The organism is Cupriavidus sp. H39 (assembly GCF_050271075.1).
Classification (GTDB): Bacteria; Pseudomonadota; Gammaproteobacteria; order Burkholderiales; family Burkholderiaceae; genus Cupriavidus; species Cupriavidus necator_B.
Map to the genome: position 1 here is coordinate 1,212,311 of NZ_CP189848.1, position 21,034 is coordinate 1,233,344.

General features: G+C 68.0%; 19 protein-coding genes and 1 tRNA gene. 12 read left to right on the top strand and 8 right to left on the bottom strand.

Annotation, left to right across the window (positions count from 1 at the left end):
* Nucleotides 1-133 precede the first annotated feature (133 nt).
* Nucleotides 134-1,582, bottom strand: a complete 1,449-nt coding sequence (locus ACOCMH_RS21070; protein WP_427312854.1) for a PLP-dependent aminotransferase family protein — start codon at nt 1,580-1,582, stop codon at nt 134-136.
* A 150-nt stretch (nt 1,583-1,732) separates the two neighbouring features.
* On the opposite strand from ACOCMH_RS21070, the gene ACOCMH_RS21075 reads away from it, so the two are divergent.
* The 5 genes from ACOCMH_RS21075 to ACOCMH_RS21095 all read left to right on the top strand — a co-directional run bounded on the left by ACOCMH_RS21075 (nt 1,733) and on the right by ACOCMH_RS21095 (nt 5,466).
* Entirely contained in the window at nt 1,733-2,176 is a 444-nt protein-coding gene (locus tag ACOCMH_RS21075) for a carboxymuconolactone decarboxylase family protein (protein WP_171516324.1), read from the top strand.
* A 165-nt stretch (nt 2,177-2,341) separates the two neighbouring features.
* Nucleotides 2,342-3,754, top strand: a complete 1,413-nt coding sequence (locus tag ACOCMH_RS21080; protein WP_427313336.1) for a DUF2252 domain-containing protein — start codon at nt 2,342-2,344, stop codon at nt 3,752-3,754.
* A gap of 27 nt (nt 3,755-3,781) precedes the next feature.
* Entirely contained in the window at nt 3,782-4,093 is a 312-nt protein-coding gene (locus tag ACOCMH_RS21085) for a hypothetical protein (protein WP_116308830.1), read from the top strand.
* 146 nt (nt 4,094-4,239) lie between these two features.
* Nucleotides 4,240-5,142 (top strand): lipid A hydroxylase LpxO, encoded by a 903-nt coding sequence (gene lpxO / locus ACOCMH_RS21090; RefSeq protein WP_115706358.1) that lies wholly within the window; start codon nt 4,240-4,242, stop codon nt 5,140-5,142.
* A gap of 66 nt (nt 5,143-5,208) precedes the next feature.
* Nucleotides 5,209-5,466 carry a putative hemolysin gene (locus ACOCMH_RS21095; protein ID WP_427312855.1) on the top strand — a complete coding sequence of 86 codons (258 nt, stop codon included), beginning with the start codon at nt 5,209-5,211 and terminating at the stop codon, nt 5,464-5,466.
* Between the two features lie 18 nt (nt 5,467-5,484).
* On the opposite strand, the gene ACOCMH_RS21100 is transcribed toward ACOCMH_RS21095, so the two are convergent.
* Nucleotides 5,485-6,996, bottom strand: a complete 1,512-nt coding sequence (locus ACOCMH_RS21100) for a diguanylate cyclase domain-containing protein (protein WP_427312856.1) — start codon at nt 6,994-6,996, stop codon at nt 5,485-5,487.
* A gap of 168 nt (nt 6,997-7,164) precedes the next feature.
* Nucleotides 7,165-8,604: a PLP-dependent aminotransferase family protein gene (locus ACOCMH_RS21105; protein ID WP_427312857.1), complete on the bottom strand. Its 1,440-nt coding sequence runs from the start codon at nt 8,602-8,604 to the stop codon at nt 7,165-7,167.
* 176 nt (nt 8,605-8,780) lie between these two features.
* Between ACOCMH_RS21105 and ACOCMH_RS21110 the strand changes: the two genes are divergently transcribed.
* Both ACOCMH_RS21110 and ACOCMH_RS21115 read left to right on the top strand, forming a co-directional pair.
* Nucleotides 8,781-9,152, top strand: coding sequence for a hypothetical protein (locus tag ACOCMH_RS21110; RefSeq protein ID WP_427312858.1), 372 nt, complete (start codon nt 8,781-8,783; stop codon nt 9,150-9,152).
* Nucleotides 9,153-9,219: 67 nt separating this feature from the next.
* The gene (locus tag ACOCMH_RS21115) at nt 9,220-10,845 is read left to right on the top strand and encodes an NAD(P)/FAD-dependent oxidoreductase (RefSeq protein WP_427312859.1); all 1,626 of its coding nucleotides are present in this window, start codon (nt 9,220-9,222) and stop codon (nt 10,843-10,845) included.
* Here ACOCMH_RS21115 and ACOCMH_RS21120 read toward each other — a convergent pair.
* Entirely contained in the window at nt 10,842-12,122 is a 1,281-nt protein-coding gene (locus ACOCMH_RS21120) for a TIGR03862 family flavoprotein (protein WP_427312860.1), read from the bottom strand. The two genes, ACOCMH_RS21115 and ACOCMH_RS21120, sit on opposite strands and share 4 nt — an antisense overlap.
* A gap of 89 nt (nt 12,123-12,211) precedes the next feature.
* Between ACOCMH_RS21120 and ACOCMH_RS21125 the strand changes: the two genes are divergently transcribed.
* Nucleotides 12,212-12,808: a DUF1415 domain-containing protein gene (locus ACOCMH_RS21125; RefSeq protein ID WP_427312861.1), complete on the top strand. Its 597-nt coding sequence runs from the start codon at nt 12,212-12,214 to the stop codon at nt 12,806-12,808.
* Here ACOCMH_RS21125 and ACOCMH_RS21130 read toward each other — a convergent pair whose 3' ends face one another.
* The gene (locus tag ACOCMH_RS21130) at nt 12,809-13,651 is read right to left on the bottom strand and encodes a class I SAM-dependent methyltransferase (RefSeq protein WP_427312862.1); all 843 of its coding nucleotides are present in this window, start codon (nt 13,649-13,651) and stop codon (nt 12,809-12,811) included.
* Nucleotides 13,652-13,838: 187 nt separating this feature from the next.
* On the opposite strand from ACOCMH_RS21130, the gene ACOCMH_RS21135 reads away from it, so the two are divergent.
* Nucleotides 13,839-15,452, top strand: a complete 1,614-nt coding sequence (locus ACOCMH_RS21135; RefSeq protein ID WP_427312863.1) for a DUF342 domain-containing protein — start codon at nt 13,839-13,841, stop codon at nt 15,450-15,452.
* 195 nt (nt 15,453-15,647) lie between these two features.
* On the opposite strand, the gene ACOCMH_RS21140 is transcribed toward ACOCMH_RS21135, so the two are convergent.
* Nucleotides 15,648-16,760 carry a CapA family protein gene (locus tag ACOCMH_RS21140; RefSeq protein WP_427312864.1) on the bottom strand — a complete coding sequence of 371 codons (1,113 nt, stop codon included), beginning with the start codon at nt 16,758-16,760 and terminating at the stop codon, nt 15,648-15,650.
* Between the two features lie 214 nt (nt 16,761-16,974).
* Here ACOCMH_RS21140 and ACOCMH_RS21145 point away from each other — a divergent pair, with 214 nt between their 5' ends.
* The 3 genes from ACOCMH_RS21145 (at nt 16,975) to ACOCMH_RS21155 (ending at nt 19,730) form a co-directional block, all read left to right on the top strand.
* Complete coding sequence (locus ACOCMH_RS21145) at nt 16,975-18,363, top strand: FAD-binding oxidoreductase (RefSeq protein ID WP_427312865.1); 1,389 nt, start codon at nt 16,975-16,977, stop codon at nt 18,361-18,363.
* Between the two features lie 134 nt (nt 18,364-18,497).
* On the top strand, nt 18,498-19,415 hold the full coding sequence (ppk2, locus tag ACOCMH_RS21150; protein ID WP_427312866.1) for a polyphosphate kinase 2: 918 nt from the start codon (nt 18,498-18,500) through the stop codon (nt 19,413-19,415).
* A gap of 99 nt (nt 19,416-19,514) precedes the next feature.
* Nucleotides 19,515-19,730, top strand: a complete 216-nt coding sequence (locus tag ACOCMH_RS21155) for a hypothetical protein (protein WP_336510604.1) — start codon at nt 19,515-19,517, stop codon at nt 19,728-19,730.
* Nucleotides 19,731-19,785: 55 nt separating this feature from the next.
* Here ACOCMH_RS21155 and ACOCMH_RS21160 read toward each other — a convergent pair.
* Both ACOCMH_RS21160 and ACOCMH_RS21165 read right to left on the bottom strand, forming a co-directional pair.
* Nucleotides 19,786-19,861, bottom strand: a tRNA-Thr gene (locus tag ACOCMH_RS21160).
* Nucleotides 19,862-20,006: 145 nt separating this feature from the next.
* Entirely contained in the window at nt 20,007-21,023 is a 1,017-nt protein-coding gene (locus ACOCMH_RS21165; protein WP_171516310.1) for a class 1 fructose-bisphosphatase, read from the bottom strand.
* Nucleotides 21,024-21,034 lie beyond the last annotated feature (11 nt).

A 21,034-nucleotide genomic window follows, 5' to 3' on the forward strand; every position in this document is an offset into this window, starting at 1 on the left:
GAAGTGCCAATGAGACTGGCTTCCGTCCGCTTTGTTCAACGGGAATTTTCGGACGCAAGTATGACTGCACGATCGCTCCCGGGCATTCGGTATGTACCCTGAGACGTGCAGGCCCGCCGGTGTGGCGGCGGCGTCATGCGACGCGCGCCGGCTCGGGGGCCAACGCTGAGAGTACCATTGCCAGCCGGTCGAGGGCCGGATCGATGTCAAGCAGGTCGATGGCGCCGAAGCCGAGCAGCAGGCCCGCGCACGTCTGCGGCGGCGTGGCGTAGCAAGGGTCAAGGGTGGCCAGATCCAGGTCCGCCAGCCGCGCCATGGAGACCAGCGCCTCGGTGGCCACCGGCATGCGCAACCGCGCTGCCAGGTGGAAGCCCGCCATTGCCGGCAACGGTTCCAGCCACGGCGATAGGTCGCCCTGCAACCGCGCCAGCAAGCGCGCGCGGCGCTGGGCATGGCGCGCATGCGAGCGCCGGATGTGGCGCAGCAGGTGGCCCTCGGACAGGAAGCGCGCCAGCGCCTGCTGCAGCAGCGTCGGCGTGTACCAGTCCATCAGGTGCTTGACCTTGCGCGCCGCCGGCATCAGCCACGGCGGCACCACCACATAGCCGCCGCGCAGGTTGGCTGCCAGCGTTTTCGAGAACGTCCCCAGGTAGACCACCCGGCCGTGCCGGTCCAGCGTCTGCAGCGCATCCAGTGCCTGGCCGCCGTAGCGGAACTCGCTGTCGTAATCGTCTTCCAGGATCACCGCATGACGGCGCGCGGCCCAGTCGAGCAAGGCCTGGCGCCGCGCTAGGCTCATCGGCACGCCCAGCGGCGACTGATGCGAGGGCGTGACATAAACCAGCGTGGCGTCGGTGGGCAGCGCCGCCACCACCAGTCCTTCGTCATCGACGGGCACCGGGACCACCCGGGCACCAATTCCCTGGAACAAGGCGCGCGCCATCGGATAGCCGGGATCTTCCATTGCCACCACGGCGCCCGGCCCGAGCAGCAGTCGCGCCAGCAGGTCGATGCCCTGCTGCGCGCCGCTGGTGACGAGGATGTCGGTCGGCGCGCTCTGCACGCCGCGGGTAAAGGCGATATGGCGGGCAATCGCCTGGCGCAGCGGCATCTCGCCGGCCGGATCGGCCGGGCCAGGTGCGCGCACGCGCTCGGCCGCGAGCGCCGCGCGCACGCAGCGCGACCAGGCTTCATGCGGAAAGCGGGCGGTATCGGCCTGGCCGGGCTGGAAGGCATAGCGTGCGCCGCCCGGCGCGCCCAGGAACGGTGTCGGCACGGCCAGCCAGCGCTGCACCCCCGGTGGCAGCACCGGCGCCGCCGCGATGCGCACCGCCGGCCGCGCCAGTCCTGGCGCGACATAGGTGCCGTCGCCGACGCGCGCGTGCAGCCAGCCTTCCGCGACCAGCCGCTCGTAGGCCGTGGTCACGGTCTTGCGCGCCACGCCCAGTTGCGTGCCGAGCAGGCGCGACGGCGGCATGCGCGCGCCGGCCTCGAGCCGGCCGCCCTGGATGGCGTCGCGGATGTGGTGGACGATCTGCGCGGTCAGGTCGCCGGCGTGGTCCAGGGCCAGGTGCAGTTCCATGGCGGGTGGCGTCGATTGCGATTGGTCTACTGATTTTGCCGGAAATTGGCAGTGTACGGGACCAATCCGGACGTCTATCTTTCATTCGTCGGGCCCGCACCGGCGCCCGCTGAATCCAACCTGAACCCAACCTGTCTACGGAGATCGATCATGGAAGAACGGATGAACTGGCAAGACGTAGCCCCTGACGCTTACAAGGCGCTGGTCGGCGTGGAGATCTACCTGGCGCGCTGCTCGCTGGAGACCACGCTGAAGGAACTGGTCAAGATCCGCGCCTCGCAGCTCAACGGCTGTGCCTTTTGCCTGGACATGCACGTGACGGACGCGCGCAAGCATGGCGAGAGCGAGCGCCGGCTGAACCTGCTGCCGGCGTGGCGCGAAGTGAGCTGGTTCACCCCGCGCGAGCGCGCCGCGCTGGCGTGGACCGAGGCGCTGACGCTGCTGCCGCAAAGCCAGGCACCGGACGCGGACTACCAGGCCCTGCGCGAGCAGTTCTCGGAAAAGGAAATGGTTGACCTGACGCTGCTGATCTCGGCCATCAACGCGTGGAACCGCTTTGGGGTCGGCTTCCGCCGCCAGCCCCCGGCGCTTTAAGGTCCCGCACCCGCCAGCCTGCCGCGCGGCGGCTTGTCGATTGACAAGCCGCCGCGCGCTGCATTAGCTTCTGTTGCAGCGACAGCACATCGGGCAACGGCCGGCGGCGCCGGCATGGGAGGCGTTGTGGCGATACGTCAGGAAAGTCCCTCGGCAGCGGCCGTGATGGCCGATGCCATGCCGGTCGAGGCCCGGCGCGAGCGTGGCAAGGTGCGGCGCCAGCAGGTGCCGCGCGGCTCGCACGAGGCCATCGGCAAGGTCGACCGCGATCCGGTCGCGCTGCTGCAGGCCAGCAGCGAGGGCCGGGTGCCGCGGCTGGTACCGCTGCGCTACGGCAGGATGATCCAGTCCCCCTTTGCCTTCTTCCGCGGCAGCGCCATCCTGCAGGCGCACGACCTGGCCGGCACGCCGGATTCCGGGCTGACCATGCAGATCTGCGGCGACTGCCACCTGGCCAACTTCGGCGGCTTCGCCACGCCGGAGCGCGCGCTGCTGTTCGATCTCAACGATTTCGACGAAACCAGCCCCGGCCCCTGGGAATGGGATCTCAAGCGCCTGTGCGCCAGCTTCGTGGTGGCGGTGCGCCATCTGCGACATGGCGCCGGCGTGGCGGAAGGCGTGGTGCACGCTGCCGTCGGCAGCTATCAGCGACGCATGGCCGACTACGCCGGGATGGGCATGCTCGACACCTGGTATGACCGCATCACGTTCGAACGGCTGGTCGAGGAAGAAACCTTGCCCGAGGTCCGGAAACGCATCCGGCGCGGCATGGAGCGCGCTGCCGACCGCACCCATGAGTCGCTGCTGCCCAAGCTTGCCGAGCGCGTCGACGGGCGCTGGAGGATCCTGGATGCGCCGCCTGCGGTGTTCCACGTGCATGGCAAGCAGACCCTGTTCGAGCCGGGGGATGACTGGATGACCCTCGCCGATCCGGAACAGGTGATGGCGCAGGCCTTCAAGGCTTACCTGTCGACGCTGGCCCCGGACCGGCGCCAGCTGCTGGAGCACTTCACCCGCCATGACCAGGCCTTCAAGGTGGTTGGGGTGGGTAGCGTCGGCACCCGCTGCCTGATCCAGCTGCTGGTGGACCAGCACGACAAGCCGCTGTTCCTGCAGGTGAAAGAGGCGACCCGCTCGGTGGTGGCACGCTACTGGAAGAGCGCGCCGAGCGCGCATGAGGGCCGCCGCGTGGTCGAGGGCCAGCGCCTGATGCAGGCGGCGAGCGACCTGTTCCTGGGCTGGACCCAGGGACCGCACGGGCGGCACTTTTATCTGCGGCAGCTGCGCGACATGAAGCTGTCGGCACAGATCGAACTGATGGATGCCGACCTGCTCGGCCGCTACGCCGCGCTGTGCGGCTGGGTCCTGGCACGGGCCCACGCCAAGGCCAGCGGCCTGGCCGCCGAAGTCAGCGGGTACCTGGGCCGCAGCGACCGCATGGCCGAGGTGATGGTAGGCTATGCCAACGGCTATGCCGACCAGGTGGAACGCGACTACGACCAGTTTGTCGCGGCCTGCCGCGCGGGGCGGGTGGACGCGCGCACCGATGCCGACATGGCCGCGGATTTCCGCGTGTAGTTGACTTGGCTCGCCAGGAGTCTGCCCATGACCGAAGACACCCTGCTGCAACTGATGACCGAAGTCGAGAAGGAAGATCCGATCGACTACGCCGACCTGCCGTTCGACGACGCCGCGCTGCGCCGGCTGGCCTGCCGCCTGATCGCCGAGCGCTCCAGCGAGCTGGAAGCGTCCGGCCTGCCGGTTGAGGCATTGCTGGCCACGATGTGGGCCTCGACCGCCAAGCTGGTGCTGGAAAACCTGGTTCTCAACGCGCGCCTGCTGACGCTGCAGGGCCAGCCCGACGATGCCCGCGCGCTGATCGAGCGCATCGCCCGCCAGTCGCGCGGCGGCGCCTGAGGCGTTTGTCCCGGTACAGGCAGAGCCGTTATGTGCCCTATCTGGCACAAGCTGCGGTGCCCCCGCCGTTTCGCTAAAATACCGGTTTTCGCCCAGCCGGGCCGCGGTGCGCCATGCTGCCGAGGCGGCTGACCAGGAGGATTTCGGTGATCAAGTGGATAATCGTCGCGGGCTACCTCGGTGCCATCCTGTATGTGCACTTCCGCGGCAAGGTGCGCCTGCGCCTGTGGCGCCAGCTGCTGGACCATTCAGCCCTGGTGGCCCCGATCAATTGCTTCATGTACGCGTTCTCGGGCGTGCCGCGCACCCCGTACATCCCGGTCGACAGTTTCCCTGACCTGGAAAAGCTGCGCGCCGCGTGGCCGGAGATCCGCGATGAAGGGCTGGCACTGGCGGCGATGCGCAAGATCAAGGCCGCCGACAAGAACGACGACGCGGGCTTCAATTCCTTTTTCAAGTACGGCTGGAAGCGCTTCTACCTGAAGTGGTACGAGGCCCAACACCCGTCGGCCGAACAGCTGTGCCCCAAGACCGTCGCGCTGTTGCGCGAGCTGCCCACGGTCAAGGCGGCGATGTTCGCCGAGCTGCCGCCGGGCGGCAAGCTCAATCCGCACCGCGACCCGTTTGCCGGCTCGCTGCGCTATCACCTGGGCCTGGCCACGCCCAACGACGACCGCTGCTTTATCGAAGTCGACGGCGAGCGCCACAGCTGGCGCGACGGCGAGGGCGTGGTGTTCGATGAAACCTACCTGCACTGGGCCGAGAACCGCAGCGACGCCAACCGGCTGATCCTGTTCTGCGATATCGAGCGTCCGATGCGCTATGGCTGGGCCGCGAAATTCAACCACTGGATGGGCCGCAAGGTCATGACCGCGGCCAGCTCGCCCAACGACGAGCATGACCAGACCGGCATGATCAACCGCCTGTTCCGCTTTGTCTGGCTGGGCGGGCAGTATCGCCGCCGTTTCAAGGCCTGGAACCGCCAGCTCTATTACGTGGCGAAGTTCGGCCTGATCGTGCTGGGCGTGGGATTGATCGTCTATCTTTAAGCAGCAACAGAGCCGGCGCCAGCCGGCTCCGTTGTTTTACGGACCTGCGTCCTGCCGGAGATGCCGATGCGCTTTCGTACCATCGCACTGGGGCTGGCCTGCAGCCTTGCCGCTGCCGCCTGCACCACCACGCCTGCCGACCGTCCCGCAGGCTCGGGCGCCGCGATCGGCATGGCCAATCCCGCCTCGGTCAACTGCGCCCAGCGCGGCGGCAAGCTGCAGATCGTGTCGACGCCGGCGGGCCAGACCGGCATCTGCACCTTCCCGTCGGGCAAGCAGTGCGAAGAATGGGCGCTGATGCGCGGCGAGTGCGCGCCAGGCTGAAGCCCTGAAGCGCCCGCCTCAGTCGCGCCGGCGTTCGTTGGCGAGCGCGGCGTAGTGGTCGCGCTTGGCCTGGTACATGCGGCTGTCGGCCAGCTTGACGATGTCGCCCAGGCGCTCGCCCTGCTGGCAGGTGGCGTGGCCGATGGAGAAGCTTAGCGCCGTGCCGGGGTAGAACTGGTTGTTCAGTTCGACCACCTTGCCGATCTGCTCGACCACGGTGGCGGCGCCGCGCTCGTCGCGCCCCGGCAGCAGCACCATGAACTCATCGCCACCGGTGCGCGCCACGCAGGCCTGCTCGCCCACGGCTTTCTTCAGCACCTCGCCGGTGCGGCGCAGCAGGCCGTCGCCGTCGGCATGGCCGAACTGGTCGTTGACGACCTTGAGCCCGTTCAGGTCGACCGCCACCACGCTGACCGGCCACGGGCCCTTGCGGCCCAGCCGCGCCAGTTCGTCCTCATAGTAGGCGCGGTTGTAGAGCTTGGTCAGCACGTCGTGCTTGCCGAGGAACTCGACATAGGCCTCGGCCTTCTTGCGCGCCGTGATATCGGTCAGCGACACCAGCACCTGGTCCCAGTCCGCTTCCCGCCCAGGGAACACGGACCACTGCATGAACACGTCGACGGCGCGGCCATCGAGCGCGTAGTTGATGACCTCGCGCTGCTGCCACAGCCTGCCATGCCACAGGTCGATCAGCTGCTCGGCAAAGTGGATGCGCATGTCGTCGCGGAACACGTCGCCCAGCCGCGACAGCAACGCGGCCTTGCTGTCCGCGCCGAACAGCAGCAGGGTCTGCTGGTTGACGTCGAGCACGCGGATCTCCTGCATGCAGCGCGAGACAAAGTCAGGATGGACGTTGAGGAAAGTGCGGAAGTCGGTGATGCCGGCGGCGCGGACCTCATCGATCAGCACCTTGACCGCGCTGAAGTCCTCGACCCACAGCGACACCGGCGAATGCTCGAACAGGCCCAGCGCATACTGCTCGCTGCGACGCAGCTCGCGTTCGGTGCGCAGGCGCGGGGTGATGTCCTTGATCGACAGCAGCACGCGCTCCCAGGTCTGTTCGTGGCCTGGCATCACCGTGGCCTCGAGCTGGATGTCGAGCCGCGCGCCGTCGAGCGCGTAGTTGACGGTCTGGCTGGAGAAGCCGTTGGCGCCATCCCACAACTGGCCGAGTTCTTCGACATGCTGCTCGAACATGTCGTCGCGAAAGACGGTGTCGAGGTTGGCCACCAGGTCGTCGAGGTCGGCGGCGCGGAACAGTTCCAGCGTGCGCCGGTTCACCGCCATCACGCGGATGAGCGCGGAACACTGTGCCACCTGCTGCGGGTCGGCGCGCAGATAGGCGCGCAAATCGGTGATGCCTTGCTGGCGCAGCTGCACGAAATACTCGCGCACGGCGCTGAAGTCTTCCAGCCATAGCGAAACCGGCGCCAGCTGGAACAGGGTTTGGTAGTCGTCGTGGTTGTTGCCGGCAGGGTCGCCGGTACCCTTGCCGACGGACGGTGCCGCGGATGCACTGCTCAAGGCCATTCTCCTTATTCTTGTTTTCGTGGTGCATGGCGCCCGTGATTGATCCAAGCCCCCGGGGACCCGCCGGGCAGCCGCCTGCACAACCAGCGCACTAGGATAGGCGAGGCGCCGGCAAAAAGGGAGGGCTGTTGCACATCGCGCCGGGGCTGGCGCTGGCCATCGCGGCGGCTAGCCCGCCAGCCGCTGCACGATCGCGGCGAGCGTGCCGAGCGCATGCTCGATCTGCGCGGAGCGCGGGTTGCCGCAGTTGATGCGCAGGCAGTGGTCGAAGCGCCCGGCGTTGGAGAACATCACGCCCGGCATCACGCGGATGCCGGCCTGCAGCGCCTGATCGAACACCGCCTCGGACGAGACCTGCGCGGGCAGTTCCACCCACAGGTGCATGCCGCCGCGCGGCGCGCCCAGCCGCGTGCCGGCGGGAAAACCGGCGGCGATGGCCTGCGTGAACCACTCGCGCTGCGCGCGCAGCCGGGTGCGCAGCCGGCGCAGGTGGCGGTCATGCGCACCCGATGCCAGGAACTCGGCTGCGGCCATCTGCGACAGCATCTCGTTGGGCCGCGACAGGCCGAACTTGAGCATCTCGACGCGCGCCTGCCATTTGCCCGCCGCGATCCAGCCCAGCCGCATGCCGGGTGCCAGCACCTTGTGCAGCGAGGCGCAGTGGATCACGTTGCCGCTGCCATCCCAGGCCTTGGCCGCGGCCGGCGGCGCATCGCTGTCGGCGGTGGCCGAGAAGCAGTCGTCCTCGATCAGCGCGATGCCGCGTGCCTCGCACCATTGCACCAGCCGCGCCTTGTGCGCGTCGGGCATGATGCAGCCGAGCGGGTTCTGCAGGTTCGGCACCACCGCCACCGCGCGGATGTTGTCGTAGTGCTGCGCGGCCAGTTCCAGCGCCTCGAGCGAGATGCCGGTCTGCGGGCTGCACGGGATCTCCAGCGCGCGCATGCCCAGGCTTTCCAGGATCTGCAGCAGGCCGTAGTAGGTGGGAGACTCCACCGCGATCACATCGCCCGGGCCGGCCACCGCGCGCAGCGCCAGGTTCAGCGCCTCGGTGCAGCCGTTGGTGATGACGATCTCTTCCGGCGCCAGCTGCACGCGGTTGCGCAGCGCCTGCCGGGCGATTGCGGCACGCAGCGGCTGGTAGCCATCGGGCTCGACGCCCTCGCCGAACAGCTGCGGATGCCGGCGCAGCGCGCGTGCCGCGGCGCCGCGCAGGGCCTCGGTGGGATAGAGCGATGGCGCGCAATAGGCGCCGCCCAGGTTGGTGTGGACCTGCTCGTGCTGGCTGCGCGCGAGCAGCCCGGAAATGCGCTGGTGGATGCCGACGTACTGGGCCGGATCAGGCAGCGCGGCGGTGGGCTCCGACAGCGCTGCAAGCGGTGCGCGCCGCGGCGCGGCAACGAAGTAGCCCGAACGCGGCCGCGCTTCGAGCAGGCCGTCGCTTTCCAGTTGCCGGCAGGCCTGCAGCGCCGTCGACAGGCTTACGCCGTGCAGTGCCATCAGCGCGCGCACCGATGGCATGCGGTCGCCGGCGGCGAGCGTGCCGGCGTCGATGGCACGGCGGTAATGGCCGGCAAGCTGGCGATAGAGCGGGGTGGTGGTATCCATGGCGGCATCGTGGCGCGGCAGACCGCATCGGTACAGATACAGAGGCGGGGGCTCTGTATCGTAACAGGCGGAGAATCCTCGTTGCTGTTCTGGTCGCGGCGGTGCGGCCGTGTGCCTGCCGCGCGCCGCAGCCGGTCGATAGGCTGGAGTCCTGTGCCTGCTACCGGAGTCCTGCCATGCCAAGCGATCTCAACGACACCCCCACCGTGATGCCATTAGCGGCCGGCCAGGCCTTGCGCCTGCATGTGGCGGCGGGAACCGTGCTGCACGCCGCGGCGGGCGAGATGGCGCTGGCCGGGCCGGTGCAATGGCTGGCCGGCCAGTGCTACTTACCGCAGCGGCGCCTGCGCGCGGGCGACACCTGGATCGTGCCCGCGCGCGGCTGGCTGACGGTGTCGGCGAGCCGGAGCGCGGCGTTATCGGTCACGGTGCCGCCAGGGTGGCTGGCACGTCTGCGCGCGCGGCTGGCGTCGCGCCGGCGTGGCCCGCTTGCGGCCGGCCAGCCGGTCTCGCTGCGGATTCCCGACCGCGCGCCGCAAAAACGATAAAATTGCGCTCCGGCCGGCCTGGCACATTGGTGTGCCCAACCCCCCGGCCGCAGTTCTCGGGTTCCCCATGCTACGTCTAAGTGAAGTCAAACTCCCGCTCGACCATACCGAAAGCGACCTCGACGCCGCCGTGCGCGCCGGCGCCGCGCAGATCGGCGTGAAGGGAGACGGCCTGATCGGCTATACCGTATTCCGTCGTGCCCATGACGCACGCAAGCGCTCCGATATCAAGCTGACCTACATCATCGATATCGAGGTGCGCGACGAGGCCGCGGCGATCCAGCGCATGGCCGGCAAGCCGAACTGGAGCGTGACGCCCGACATGGCGTACCACTTCGTCGCGCGCGCGCCGCAGGGCGGGGCGCATTCGCGCCCGGTGGTGATCGGCATGGGGCCGTGCGGCCTGCTGGCCGGCCTGATCCTGGCGCAGTCGGGTTTCCGGCCCATCATCCTCGAGCGCGGCAAGGCCGTGCGCGAGCGCACCCGGGACACCTTCGGCCTGTGGCGCAAGAGCGTGCTCAATCCCGAGTCGAACGTGCAGTTCGGCGAAGGCGGCGCGGGCACGTTCTCGGACGGCAAGCTGTACAGCCAGATCAAGGACCCCAAGCACTATGGCCGCAAGGTGCTGAACGAGTTCGTGCGCGCCGGCGCGCCGGAAGACATCCTGTACAAGGCGCGCCCGCATATCGGCACCTTCCGGCTGGTGAGCATGGTCGAGAAGATGCGCGCCGAGATCACCGAGCTGGGTGGCGAGATCCGCTTCGAGACCCGCGTCGACGATATCGACATCGATGGCGGCAAGGTGCGTGGCCTGAAGCTGTCCAGCGGCGAATACCTGGAGGCCGACCACGTCATCATGGCGGTGGGCCACAGCGCGCGCGACACCTTCGAGATGCTGCACGAGCGTGGCGTGTTCATGGAGGCCAAGCCGTTCTCGCTGGGCTTCCGCATCGAGCATCCGCAGGGGCTGATCAACCGCAGCCGCTTCGGCAAGTTCGCCGGCAATAAGCTGCTGGGCGCGGCCGACTACAAGGTGGTGCATCACTGCAGCAACGGCCGTTCGGTGTACAGCTTCTGCATGTGCCCGGGCGGCACGGTGGTGGCGGCGGCGTCGGAGCCGGGCCGCGTGGTGACCAACGGCATGAGCCAGTACAAGCGCGCCGAGCGCAATGCCAACGCCGGCATCGTGGTCGGCATTACGCCTGAAGATTATCCCGGCGGCCCGCTGGCCGGCATCGAGTTCCAGCGCAGGTGGGAAGAACGCGCGTTCGAGCTGGGCGGGCGCAACTACAACGCCCCGGGCCAGCTGGTGGGCGACTTTATCGCCGGCCGTGCGTCGACCGCGCTGGGGTCGGTCGAGCCTTCCTACAAGCCGGGCGTGACGCCGACAGACCTGAGCACGTCGCTGCCCGACTACGTGATCGAGGCGATCCGCGAAGGCATTCCCGAGATCGACAAGAAGCTGCCGGGCTTCGCGCTGCATGATGCCGTGCTGACGGGGGTGGAGACGCGCACCTCGTCGCCGCTGCGCATCCGCCGCAACCACGACGACTACCAGAGCATCAACGTGAAGGGCCTGTACCCGGCGGGCGAGGGCGCGGGCTATGCCGGCGGCATCTACTCCGCGGCGATCGACGGCATCGAAGTGGCCGAAGCCGTGGCGCTCAGCCTCGTCGGCGGCAGGACTGCCTAAGCCTGATTCTTCAGGTACGCCGCGGCGCCCAGCGCTGCGGTGCGGCTGCTGGCGAAGCATGCCGTCAGCAGGTAGCCGCCGGTGGGCGCTTCCCAGTCCAGCATCTCGCCTGCGCAGAAGACGCCGGGCAAGGCGCGCAGCATCAATCGTTGATCCATCGCCTCGAAACGCACGCCCCCGGCGCTGCTGATGACCTCGTCGATCGGCCGCGGCCGCAGCAGCCGCAGCGGCAGCGCCTTCAGCGACACGGCCAGCGTGCCCGGATCCTGCATCGCATCTTTCGCCAGGCATTCGCGCAGCAGCCCGGCCTTGACGCCGGTGATGCCGAGCCGGCTTTGCAGATGGCTCGACAGCGAACGCGAGCCGCGCGGATGGTTCACTTCATTGCCGACCTGTTCCAAGGTATGCGACGGCAGCAGGTCGAGGTGGATCACCGCGCTGCCGTCGGCTTCGATCCGGTCGCGGATCGGCGCCGACAGGGCATAGACCAGGCTGCCTTCGATGCCGGTGGCGCTGATGACGAATTCGCCCTGCCGAAAGTGCGCGTTGCCGTCGCAATCGGTCAATGCGATCGACACCGGTTTGACCGGCGTGCCGGCGAAACGGTCCGCGAGCGCCTCGCTCCACGCCACGTCGAAACCGCAATTCGCGGGGCGCAGCGGCGCGATCTCGACGCCGCGCCCGGCCAGCCGCGGCACCCATGCACCATCCGAACCCAGCCTGGCCCAGCTCGCGCCGCCTAGTGCCAGCACCACCGCACGCGCGGGCACGACGGTGTCGCCGTGCGGCGTGGCAAAGCGCAGCGCCTGCGGCGCGCCCGCGCTGCCACCATCATCCCAGCCCAGCCAGCGATGCCGCATATGGAACAGCACGCCGGATTCGCGCAGCCGGTGCAGCCAGGCGCGTAGCATCGGCGCGGCCTTCATGTCGGTCGGAAAGACGCGGCCGGAGCTGCCGACAAAGGTGTCGATGCCCAGCCCGTGGACCCAGTCGCGCAGGGCCTGCGGGCCGAAATCCGCCAGCATCGGCGCCAGCTGTGCGGCGCGCGCGCCGTAGCGGCCCAGGAAGGCCGCCTCCGGCTCGGCATGGGTCAGGTTCATGCCGCCCTTGCCGGCCATCAGGAACTTGCGCCCGACCGACGGCATCGCGTCATAGACTGCGACGCTGGCGCCCTGCGCCGCCAGCACTTCGGCCGCCATCAGGCCGGCCGGGCCGCCGCCGATGACGGCAACGTCGAGGCTGGCATGGGAAGGTTCAGGCGTGGCGGAAGAGGGCATCGGCGGGCTCGGCAGGGTGGAGGTGTTTCCGCGGCGGATTATAGAGCCTGCGGCAGCGCTAGAATGACGGTTTGCCGCACCTTGCCATCATGTCTTCCGCCACGCACTCCACCACTCAGCCCGCCGACGCCGATGCCGCGGTCATCGCCGCCACCCGCCATTGGCTGGAGCGCGCCGTGATCGGGCTCAACCTGTGCCCGTTCGCCAAGAGCGTTTACGTGAAGGAGCAGGTCCGCTACGTGGTCAGCCCGGTGACCGAGGCGCCGGAGGTGATGGACGACCTGGAGCGCGAACTGCGCCTGCTGGCCGACGCCGACCCGGCGCGGATCGATACCACGCTGCTGATCCTGCCGCACGCGGTGGCCGATTTTCTCGACTTCAACGACCTGCTGTACTTTGCCGAGCGCCTGCTCGCCAGCCTGCGGCTGGAAGGCACACTGCAAATCGCCAGCTTCCATCCGCGCTACCAGTTTGCCGGCACCGAGCCGGACGATATCGAGAACTACACCAATCGCGCGCCTTACCCGATCCTGCACCTGCTGCGCGAGGATTCCATCGCCCGCGCGGTGGCCGCATTTCCCGACGCGGCAGACATCTACGAGCGCAACCAGGCGGTCATGCGCCGCCTCGGCCACGACGGCTGGCGCCGCTGGATGGCGGGCGACGACGCGCCCGGCAACGGGTAACTACGCGGCCGCTACCGGCTCGGTGAAGAAACGCTCGCGCATTTCTTCCAGTCCCAGCCGGGCCAGCACCTCTTCCAGCCGCTCGGCCGGGCGGCGGCGCGGCAGGTCCTTGTACTGCGCGATGATCAGTTCGTTCTTCATCGAGTGTTCCCAGCCGACCAGCTCGGTCACGCTGACCTGGTAGCCGTGCGCCTCCAGCTGCAGGCAGCGCAGCACGTTGGTCACCTGGCTGCCGAACTCGCGCGTATGCAGCGGGTGGCGCCAGATCTCGGTCAGCGGATTGCCCGCCAGCAACTGGCCCTTGTGCTTGCGCAGCACGCTGGCCACCTCGGCCTGGCAGCAGGGCACCAGCACGATGTGCTGCGCGCGCTTGGCCAGCGCAAAGCGGATGGCATCGTCGGTCGCGGTATTGCACGCATGCAGGGCGGTGACCACGTCGACGGTCGGCGGCAACTGCGGGGAGGTGATCGAGTCCGCCACCGACAGGTTCAGGAACGACATCCCCGGAAAGCCCAGCCGCGCTGCCAGCGCCTGCGAGGTCTTCACCAGTTCCTCGCGCGTCTCGATGCCGTAAATATGGGAATCGTCCTTCAGTGCCTTGAAGAACAGGTCATACAGGATGAAGCCGAGGTACGACTTGCCGGCACCGTGGTCCACCAGCGTGACGCGGCCGCGCTCGGCCTTGACCTCCTGCAGCAGCGGTTCGATGAACTGGAACAGGTGGTAGACCTGCTTGAGCTTGCGCCGGCTGTCCTGGTTCATCTTGCCGTCGCGCGTCAGGATATGGAGTTCCTTGAGCAGCTCGATGGACTGGCCGGGGCGGATTTCGTGGGTATTTGACATGTGGGGGACTGCACAGGCTGCGGGACGCGGCGCGCCCTCGGAATGGCGACAGTTTACCGAAAAGTCCCCCAGGGCCGTCATGGCCCGGCTGTTGTGCGCTAAAGTTCCCGCCGCGCCTGCCGTAGGTAATGAATCGATAACAAGCAGAGCGCCGGCATTCGCCGCCGCCAGACGATTCAGGGGACGCATGACGCATGAATCGGGACTGCGCCTGGAGCTTGCCGAGCCGGGCGAGCAGGTGCATGCACGCTACACGCCGCAGCCAGGCCGGCTGCCGCCGGACCAGGCCAGCCTGCGCCAGGGCCTGGAGGAGCTGGGCTGGGCCGGCGCGCGGCTGGATGCGCGTGCGGTGGCACAGTTCCTGGCGCAATGCCAGCGGGCCGAACATGAAATCGATGCCACCCTCGGCACGCTGATCGACGGCGCATTCGAACTCGACATCACCGGCGACGGCCTCGCCGTGCGGCTGACGCTGATGCCGCCGGAAGGCGGTCGGCCGGTCACCGCGGAGGACATCCGCGGCGCCGTGGCGCAGCGCGGCGTGGTGGCGCCGATTCAATCCCTCGCACTGGACGCGGCATTGGCCGAAGGCAGCTGCGAGCTGCGCACCATCGCCGCGGGCGTTGCGCCGCGGCAGGGCGAGCCGGCGCGCTTTATCAACCTGCTCGAGCCACGCAAGCCGGCGCAAGCCGACGACGATGCCGGCAAGGTCGACCTGCGCGACCTGGGCAACCTGCTGCTGGTGAGCCCGGGCACGCCGCTGATGCGGCGCGTTCCGGCGGTGCCGGGCCATGCCGGGGTGGATGTGTTCGGCAAGCCGGTTGCCGCCGATCCGGTCGACGATCCCCCGTTTGCCGAGGGCCTGACCGGTGCGGCGACGGATGCCGACGACCCCGGACTGCTGCGCGCGGTGATTGCCGGGTCGCCGGTGCTCGGCGTCTACGGCATCTCGGTCAGTCCCGTGGTGCAGGTGGAATCGGTGGACCTGCACTCCGGCAACGTGGCCTTCGACGGCACGCTTCGGGTGGCGGGCGACATCCGCACCGGCATGTCGGTCAATGTGAGTGGCGACGTGGTGGTCGAAGGCACCATCGAAGCCGCCAGCGTCGAGGCCGGCGGCAATGTCATCGTCAAGGGCGGCATTATCGGCAAGTCCGAGAGCGTCCATGCCGAAGGCGGCATCAGCCGCGCCAGCGTGCGCTGCCAGGGCGCGGTGAAGGCGCGCTTTATCGAGAATGCGGTGGTCGAGGCCGGCACCGAGGTTACCGTCGACAGCGGCATCCGCCAGAGCGATGTCGCCGCGGGCCAGCGCATCGTGGTGGGCGGCACCGGCGTGCAGGGCAGCATCAGCGGCGGCCGCAGCCGCGCCTTGCTGGCGGTGCGCGCCGCGGTGCTGGGCGCGCCGGCCGGAACCGCCACCAGCATCCAGGTCGGCCTCAACCCCTATGCCGACGCGCAGCGCGCCGCGCTCGAAGCCGAGCGCCGGCGCATGCTGGCGGAGCAGAACAAGGTCAGGCAACTGGTGGACTTCTTCGCCAAGAACCCGGAGCGGGCCGTGGGCGACCTGCGCGAGAAGGCGCGCGCAACCCTGTTCAAGCTGTCGCGCGACCTGTTCGAGCTGGAGGCGCGCATGGCCGAACTGGGGCACCAGATGCAGCCCGCCGCGGATGCCGTGATCGACGCTGCGCGGCGCATCCACGGCGGGGTCACGCTGCAGGTGGGCAGCCGCGTGCTCAAAGTGATGGAAGACAAGCCCGGCGGCCAGGTCCGCCTGCTCGATGACCGCATCACGGTCAGCTGAAACGCGCGCTTTGATCCGCGGAGATTTGTACTATGCTGCAGATATGTCCTGGGGTGCCGCAGGATGGGCGACCGAGCTAGCGTCGGGCAATGAATGCAGAAGCGGATCAGCACTCTGTGGAAGCGTTACACCGAACCGACACACGTGGCACTTGAATAACCGGGAAGGCCAGCCATCGCGCTGGCCTTTCTGTTTTTATGCGGCCCATAGCCGCAACTCATGCTCGGCACTGCGTGCCACGTGTGTGCCAAGCGCGCGCCCTTGGGTTTCGAACATGGCTTGCAGCCATGCCAGGTCCGCTTCACGCGCGTGCGCCAGCCGGAAGTGGCTGCGCCGCAAGGGCACCAGCCGCAGGTCAGCATTGCCGCCGCCGTCGAAGCTGACGAACACCATCAGCGCCAGGTCGGGGCGGTAGCTATCGTATCCGCCAATGCCTTCGTAGTCGTTGATGAAATCACCGCAGCCATACAGGATCGGCTTGCCGGCATGCAGTTCGATGCCGAGCGGATGATGCGAGGAATGCCCGTGCACGATGTCGATGCCGGCGTGTTCAACCAGCGCGCGGGCGAAGGCGCGCTGCATGGGGTCGATGCGGTAGCCCCAGTTCGGGCCCCAGTGGATCGATAGCACCATGACATCGCCGGGGCGCCGCAACGCGCGGGCCTGCGCGGCAATGCCTTGCTGCGATGCCGCGGACCAGTCGTCCACCAGGTTCACGCCCGAGTGCCCCGCGGTGGCGCGCCATGCTGCCGGCGTGCCGGCGTTTGGCATGGCGAAGGCAAGTACGATCACCCGGCCGCCGCCAGGCCGCGCCAGCACCGCGGCGGGTGCGGCGCTGGCCGCATCCGCGCCAGCGCCGGCATGCGCGATATGCGCGCCGTTCAGCGCCTCCAGCGTATCGACCAGGCCCTTGCGGCCCCAGTCCAGCACATGGTTGTTGGCGAGCATCGCGCAGTCGATGCCGGCGGCCTGCAGGCAGTCCACATTGCGCGGATGCATGCGGTAGTGCACGGTCTTGCCGGGCCAGGCATCGTCGCTGGTGGTGATGGCAGTTTCAAGGTTGACGAGGCGCGGCCGGGCGCTGCGGCTTTCCAGTTCCGCCAGCGCATCGCCCCACGGATACTCGGGCGCCACCGGGCGGGCGATCGGGCCGGCCTTGCGTTCCGCAAGACGCACGTAGTCGAGCGCGGAATGCAGGTACGACTCATGCAGCAGCGGCTGGCTGGGATGCGCCAGGATCTGGTCGATGCCGCGACCTGTCATCACGTCGCCGCACAGGAACAGGGGAGGTTGGCCGGCTGGATTCATTGCGCAGGCGGACGGCGCGCGCCGGACGCTGTGCCTCCATGATAGGCCACGTGGCCCGGGCGCCATCGCGGCAGTCATGCGCAAGGGCGAGCGTCCCATTTACATTCCCGCGGTGCCTGCCTTAAATGGTGGAATCATCGGTCCTCGTGGCCATTTTTTTGATCCTGGCGCCGCGTGCCCTCCGATGTTTTCAACCAGCATCGGGAGGCAGACCATGGCTCAGCCAGCGCAGGAACATATTGAGGCACTCAAGGCGCAGCTGCGCGGGCGGTTGCTGCAACCCGGCGACAGCGGCTACGACGACGCGCGCCAGATCTGGAACGCGATGATCGATCGCCATCCGCAGTGGATCGTGCAGGCCGCGGGCGCTGCCGATGTTGCCGCGGCGGTGAACTTCGCGCGCGAGCACGGCGTGCTGCTGTCGATACGCGGTGGCGGCCACAACATCGGCGGCCTGGCGATCTGCGAGGGCGGCATGGTGCTGGACCTGTCGCCGATGCGCTCGGTGCGCGTCGATCCTCACGCGCAGCGGGCCTGGGTAGAACCCGGGGCGACGCTGCGCGACTTTGACCATGAAGCGCAGGCGCAGGGACTGGCCACGCCGCTCGGCATCAATTCCACCACCGGCGTGGCCGGGCTGACGCTCGGCGGCGGCTTCGGCTGGCTCAGCCGCAAGTTCGGCACCACCGTCGACAACCTGGTGTCGGCGCAGGTCGTCACCGCCGACGGCAAGCTGGTGCGTGCCAGCAGCGACGAGAACGCCGACCTGTTCTGGGCGTTGCGCGGCGGCGGCGGCAACTTCGGCGTGGTGACGATGTTCGAGTTCCGCCTGCATCCAGTCGGCCCCGAGGTCTATGGCGGGCTGATCGTCTATCCGCTGGAACAGGCGGCCACCGTGCTGCCGGCCTATCGCGAGCTGTATGAATCGATGCCCGACGAACTGACGGTATGGGTGGTGCTGCGCCAGGCGCCGCCGCTGCCATTCCTGCCCCCTGAGGTGCACGGCAAGCCGATTGCGGCGCTGGCGATCTGTTATATCGGTCCCCCGGACCAGGGGCCGGAACTGATCGAGCCGTTGCGCCAGCTCGGCACGCCTTATGGCGAGCACGTGGGGCCGATGCCGCTTGCCGCATGGCAGCAGGCCTTCGATCCGTTGCTGACGCCCGGCGCGCGCAACTACTGGAAGTCGCACAACTTCGCGGGCCTGGACGACGGGCTGATCGCGATGCTGATCGAGCAGATCGGCAAGCTGCCGTCGCCGCAATGCGAGGTCTTTATTGGCGCCATGGGCGGGCAGACCAATCGCGTGGCGCCCGAGGCCACCGCCTACGCCAACCGCGACGCCAAATTCATCATGAACCTGCATGGACGCTGGGACAGCCCCGCCGACGACGACCGGTGCATCGGCTGGGCGCGCGAGGTGTTTCGCGCGGCGGCGCCATACGCGCTGGGCAGCGTCTACGTCAACTTCCTGACGCAGGAAGAGACCGATCGCGTCGGCGCGGCCTATGGACCCAACTACGACCGGCTGGTGGCGGTGAAGCGGCGCTATGACCCGGATAACCTGTTCCGCCATAACCACAACATCAATCCTGCGGCGTAACCGGCGTATTCTGGACGCACTCACTACAACCGGAGCGGGGCGGGGCAGGCAGCCGGCCCCGCCTTCACGCGGCTGCAATACAGGCATGCCAGCATCGCCGCGACCGCGTTGTATCTACAGGGAGAGCAGATCAGATGAGACCGGGCGAAGCAGAACTGGTGCGGCGCATCCACAACGAGGTGGCCGACTACTACGACGAAGAGATCGAACTGGAACTGGACGACCGCGAGGCCAGCGAAGCCTTTGGCGATCCTGTGCACCTGGACGACCAGGCCGCGCAGGACAGCCGCCGGCGCTATTTCCGCGAGCTGTTCCGGCTGCAGGGCGAACTGGTGCGGCTGCAGAGCTGGGTCGCGGCCACGGGGCACAAGGTCGTGATCCTGTTCGAGGGGCGCGACGCTGCCGGCAAGGGCGGCGTGATCAAGCGCATCACCCAGCGCCTGAACCCGCGGGTCTGCCGCGTCGCCGCGCTGCCCGCGCCCAATGACCGCGAACGCACCCAGTGGTATTTCCAGCGCTACGTCGCGCAACTGCCCGCCGCCGGCGAGATCGTGCTGTTCGACCGCAGCTGGTACAACCGCGCCGGCGTCGAGCGCGTGATGGGTTTTTGTTCGGACGACCAGTACGAAGAGTTCTTTCGCTCGGTGCCCGAGTTCGAAAAGATGCTGGTGCGCTCCGGCATCCAGGTGATCAAGTACTGGTTCTCGATCACGCACGACGAGCAGCGCCTGCGTTTTCTCAGCCGCATCCATGATCCGCTCAAGCAGTGGAAGCTCAGCCCGATGGACCTGGAATCGCAGCGCCGCTGGGAGGACTACACCCGCGCCAAGGAAATCATGCTCGAGCGCACCCACATCGCCGAGGCGCCGTGGTGGGTGGTGCAGGCCGACGACAAGAAGCGCGCGCGGCTGAACTGCATCCATCACTTGCTGAGCCAGGTGCCGTATGCCGAAGTGGAGGCCCCCACGGTGGTGCTGCCCGGCCGCGAACGCCATGAGGACTACGTGCGCCAGCCGGTGCCGAAGGAAATGATCGTGCCCGAGGTCTATTGAGTGGTGCAGCGCGCCTAGGGTATCCCCGGGTGCGCCATCGGCCCCATGCCGGATGCGGCTTCCTATAATGAAAACGGCCACCCGGAACAAGCGGGGGCCGTGATCGTGGAACTGCTAGCTTTCTGGGCGGCCATGCTTGCCGCCTATCTCCTGATGAAGCGTGCCGGCTGCTTCAGCCAGCCGGTGCTCTATCCCGATCCCGAACACCCCTTCCGCTACTGGTGGGCACACCGGCTGGGGCGCCAGCCGGTGGCATTGCCGCCTGCACCACCACCGCCGCCAGAACGCGCGCAACAAAAAACCCGGAGAGCGTGACGCTGTCCGGGTTTGCGCGGGCTGGGCCCTGAATTCTGGTGGTGCCAAACTCTGGTGGTGCCGAAGAGAGGAATCGAACCCCCGACCTTCTCATTACGAATGAGCTGCTCTACCGACTGAGCTACTTCGGCAACATGTTCCGGTGAACTGGAACAGCCCGCAATAGTAGCAGCGTTTTCCGGCCTTGTGAACCCCTTTTGTGTCGCTCATGCCATCCGGCACCGGCATGGAAAACGGGGCGCTGTGCGCCCCGTGCGAGTGAAGCCTGGCCGGAAATCAGGCCTTGGCCTGCGCTTCCTGGTGGTAGCGCGTGACGCGCTCCACTTCGTTCTTCGATCCCAGGATCACGGAGACCCGCTGGTGCAGCTTTTCCGGCTGCACGTCGAGGATGCGCTGGTCGCCGTTGGTGGCGGCGCCGCCGGCCTGCTCGACCAGCATCGCCATCGGGTTGGCTTCATACATCAGGCGCAGCTTGCCGGGCTTTTCCGGCTCGCGCTTGTCCCACGGGTACATGAAGATGCCGCCGCGGGTCAGGATGCGGTGCACATCGGCGACCATCGAGGCGACCCAGCGCATATTGAAGTTCTTGCCGCGCGGGCCTTCGTCGCCGGCCAGGCACTCGTCGATGTAGCGGCGCACCGGCGGGGCCCAGTGGCGCATGTTCGACATGTTGATGGCGAATTCCTTGGTGTCTTCCGGAATCGTGACGTTGGACTGGGTCAGCACGAAGCTGCCGGCCTCGCGGTCCAGCGTGAACATGTGCACGCCGTTGCCAACCGTCAGCACCAGCGTGGTCTGCGGGCCGTACACGGCGTAGCCGGCGGCGACCTGGTGCGTGCCGGGCTGCAGGAAGTCGGCCTCGGTCACGGTCTGGCCGGGCTTGGGCATGTGCAGCACCGAGAAGATGGTGCCGATGGAGACGTTGACGTCAATGTTCGACGAGCCATCGAGCGGGTCGAACATCAGCAGGTATTCGCCCTTCGGGTAGCGGTTGGGAATCTCGTAGAACGATTCCATTTCTTCCGACGCCATCGCCGCCAGGTGGCCGCCCCATTCGTTGGCGTCGAGCAGCACTTCGTTGGCGATCACGTCCAGCTTCTGCTGGGTTTCGCCCTGGACATTGCCGGTGCCGGCAGAGCCCAGCACGCCGGCCAGGGCGCCCTTGCTGACGGCGTTGGAAATGGCCTTGCAGGCACGCGCGACCACTTCGATCAGCAGCCGCAGTTCGGGCTGGATGGTGTTGTGCTGGCGCTGCTCCTCGACCAGGTAGCGGGTCAGGCTGATGCGAGTCATGGTTGGTTCTC

Bases quoted from the DNA above. Each gene is read 5' to 3' on its own strand.
- ACOCMH_RS21070 (WP_427312854.1), bottom strand. From the start codon at position 1,582: ATGGAACTGCACCTGGCCCTGGACCACGCCGGCGACCTGACCGCGCAG.
- ACOCMH_RS21075 (WP_171516324.1), top strand. From the start codon at position 1,733: ATGGAAGAACGGATGAACTGGCAAGACGTAGCCCCTGACGCTTACAAG.
- ACOCMH_RS21080 (WP_427313336.1), top strand. From the start codon at position 2,342: ATGGCCGATGCCATGCCGGTCGAGGCCCGGCGCGAGCGTGGCAAGGTG.
- ACOCMH_RS21085 (WP_116308830.1), top strand. From the start codon at position 3,782: ATGACCGAAGACACCCTGCTGCAACTGATGACCGAAGTCGAGAAGGAA.
- ACOCMH_RS21095 (WP_427312855.1), top strand. From the start codon at position 5,209: ATGCGCTTTCGTACCATCGCACTGGGGCTGGCCTGCAGCCTTGCCGCT.
- ACOCMH_RS21100 (WP_427312856.1), bottom strand. From the start codon at position 6,996: ATGGCCTTGAGCAGTGCATCCGCGGCACCGTCCGTCGGCAAGGGTACC.
- ACOCMH_RS21105 (WP_427312857.1), bottom strand. From the start codon at position 8,604: ATGGATACCACCACCCCGCTCTATCGCCAGCTTGCCGGCCATTACCGC.
- ACOCMH_RS21110 (WP_427312858.1), top strand. From the start codon at position 8,781: ATGCCAAGCGATCTCAACGACACCCCCACCGTGATGCCATTAGCGGCC.
- ACOCMH_RS21115 (WP_427312859.1), top strand. From the start codon at position 9,220: ATGCTACGTCTAAGTGAAGTCAAACTCCCGCTCGACCATACCGAAAGC.
- ACOCMH_RS21120 (WP_427312860.1), bottom strand. From the start codon at position 12,122: ATGCCCTCTTCCGCCACGCCTGAACCTTCCCATGCCAGCCTCGACGTT.
- ACOCMH_RS21125 (WP_427312861.1), top strand. From the start codon at position 12,212: ATGTCTTCCGCCACGCACTCCACCACTCAGCCCGCCGACGCCGATGCC.
- ACOCMH_RS21130 (WP_427312862.1), bottom strand. From the start codon at position 13,651: ATGTCAAATACCCACGAAATCCGCCCCGGCCAGTCCATCGAGCTGCTC.
- ACOCMH_RS21135 (WP_427312863.1), top strand. From the start codon at position 13,839: ATGACGCATGAATCGGGACTGCGCCTGGAGCTTGCCGAGCCGGGCGAG.
- ACOCMH_RS21140 (WP_427312864.1), bottom strand. From the start codon at position 16,760: ATGAATCCAGCCGGCCAACCTCCCCTGTTCCTGTGCGGCGACGTGATG.
- ACOCMH_RS21145 (WP_427312865.1), top strand. From the start codon at position 16,975: ATGGCTCAGCCAGCGCAGGAACATATTGAGGCACTCAAGGCGCAGCTG.
- ppk2 (WP_427312866.1), top strand. From the start codon at position 18,498: ATGAGACCGGGCGAAGCAGAACTGGTGCGGCGCATCCACAACGAGGTG.
- ACOCMH_RS21165 (WP_171516310.1), bottom strand. From the start codon at position 21,023: ATGACTCGCATCAGCCTGACCCGCTACCTGGTCGAGGAGCAGCGCCAG.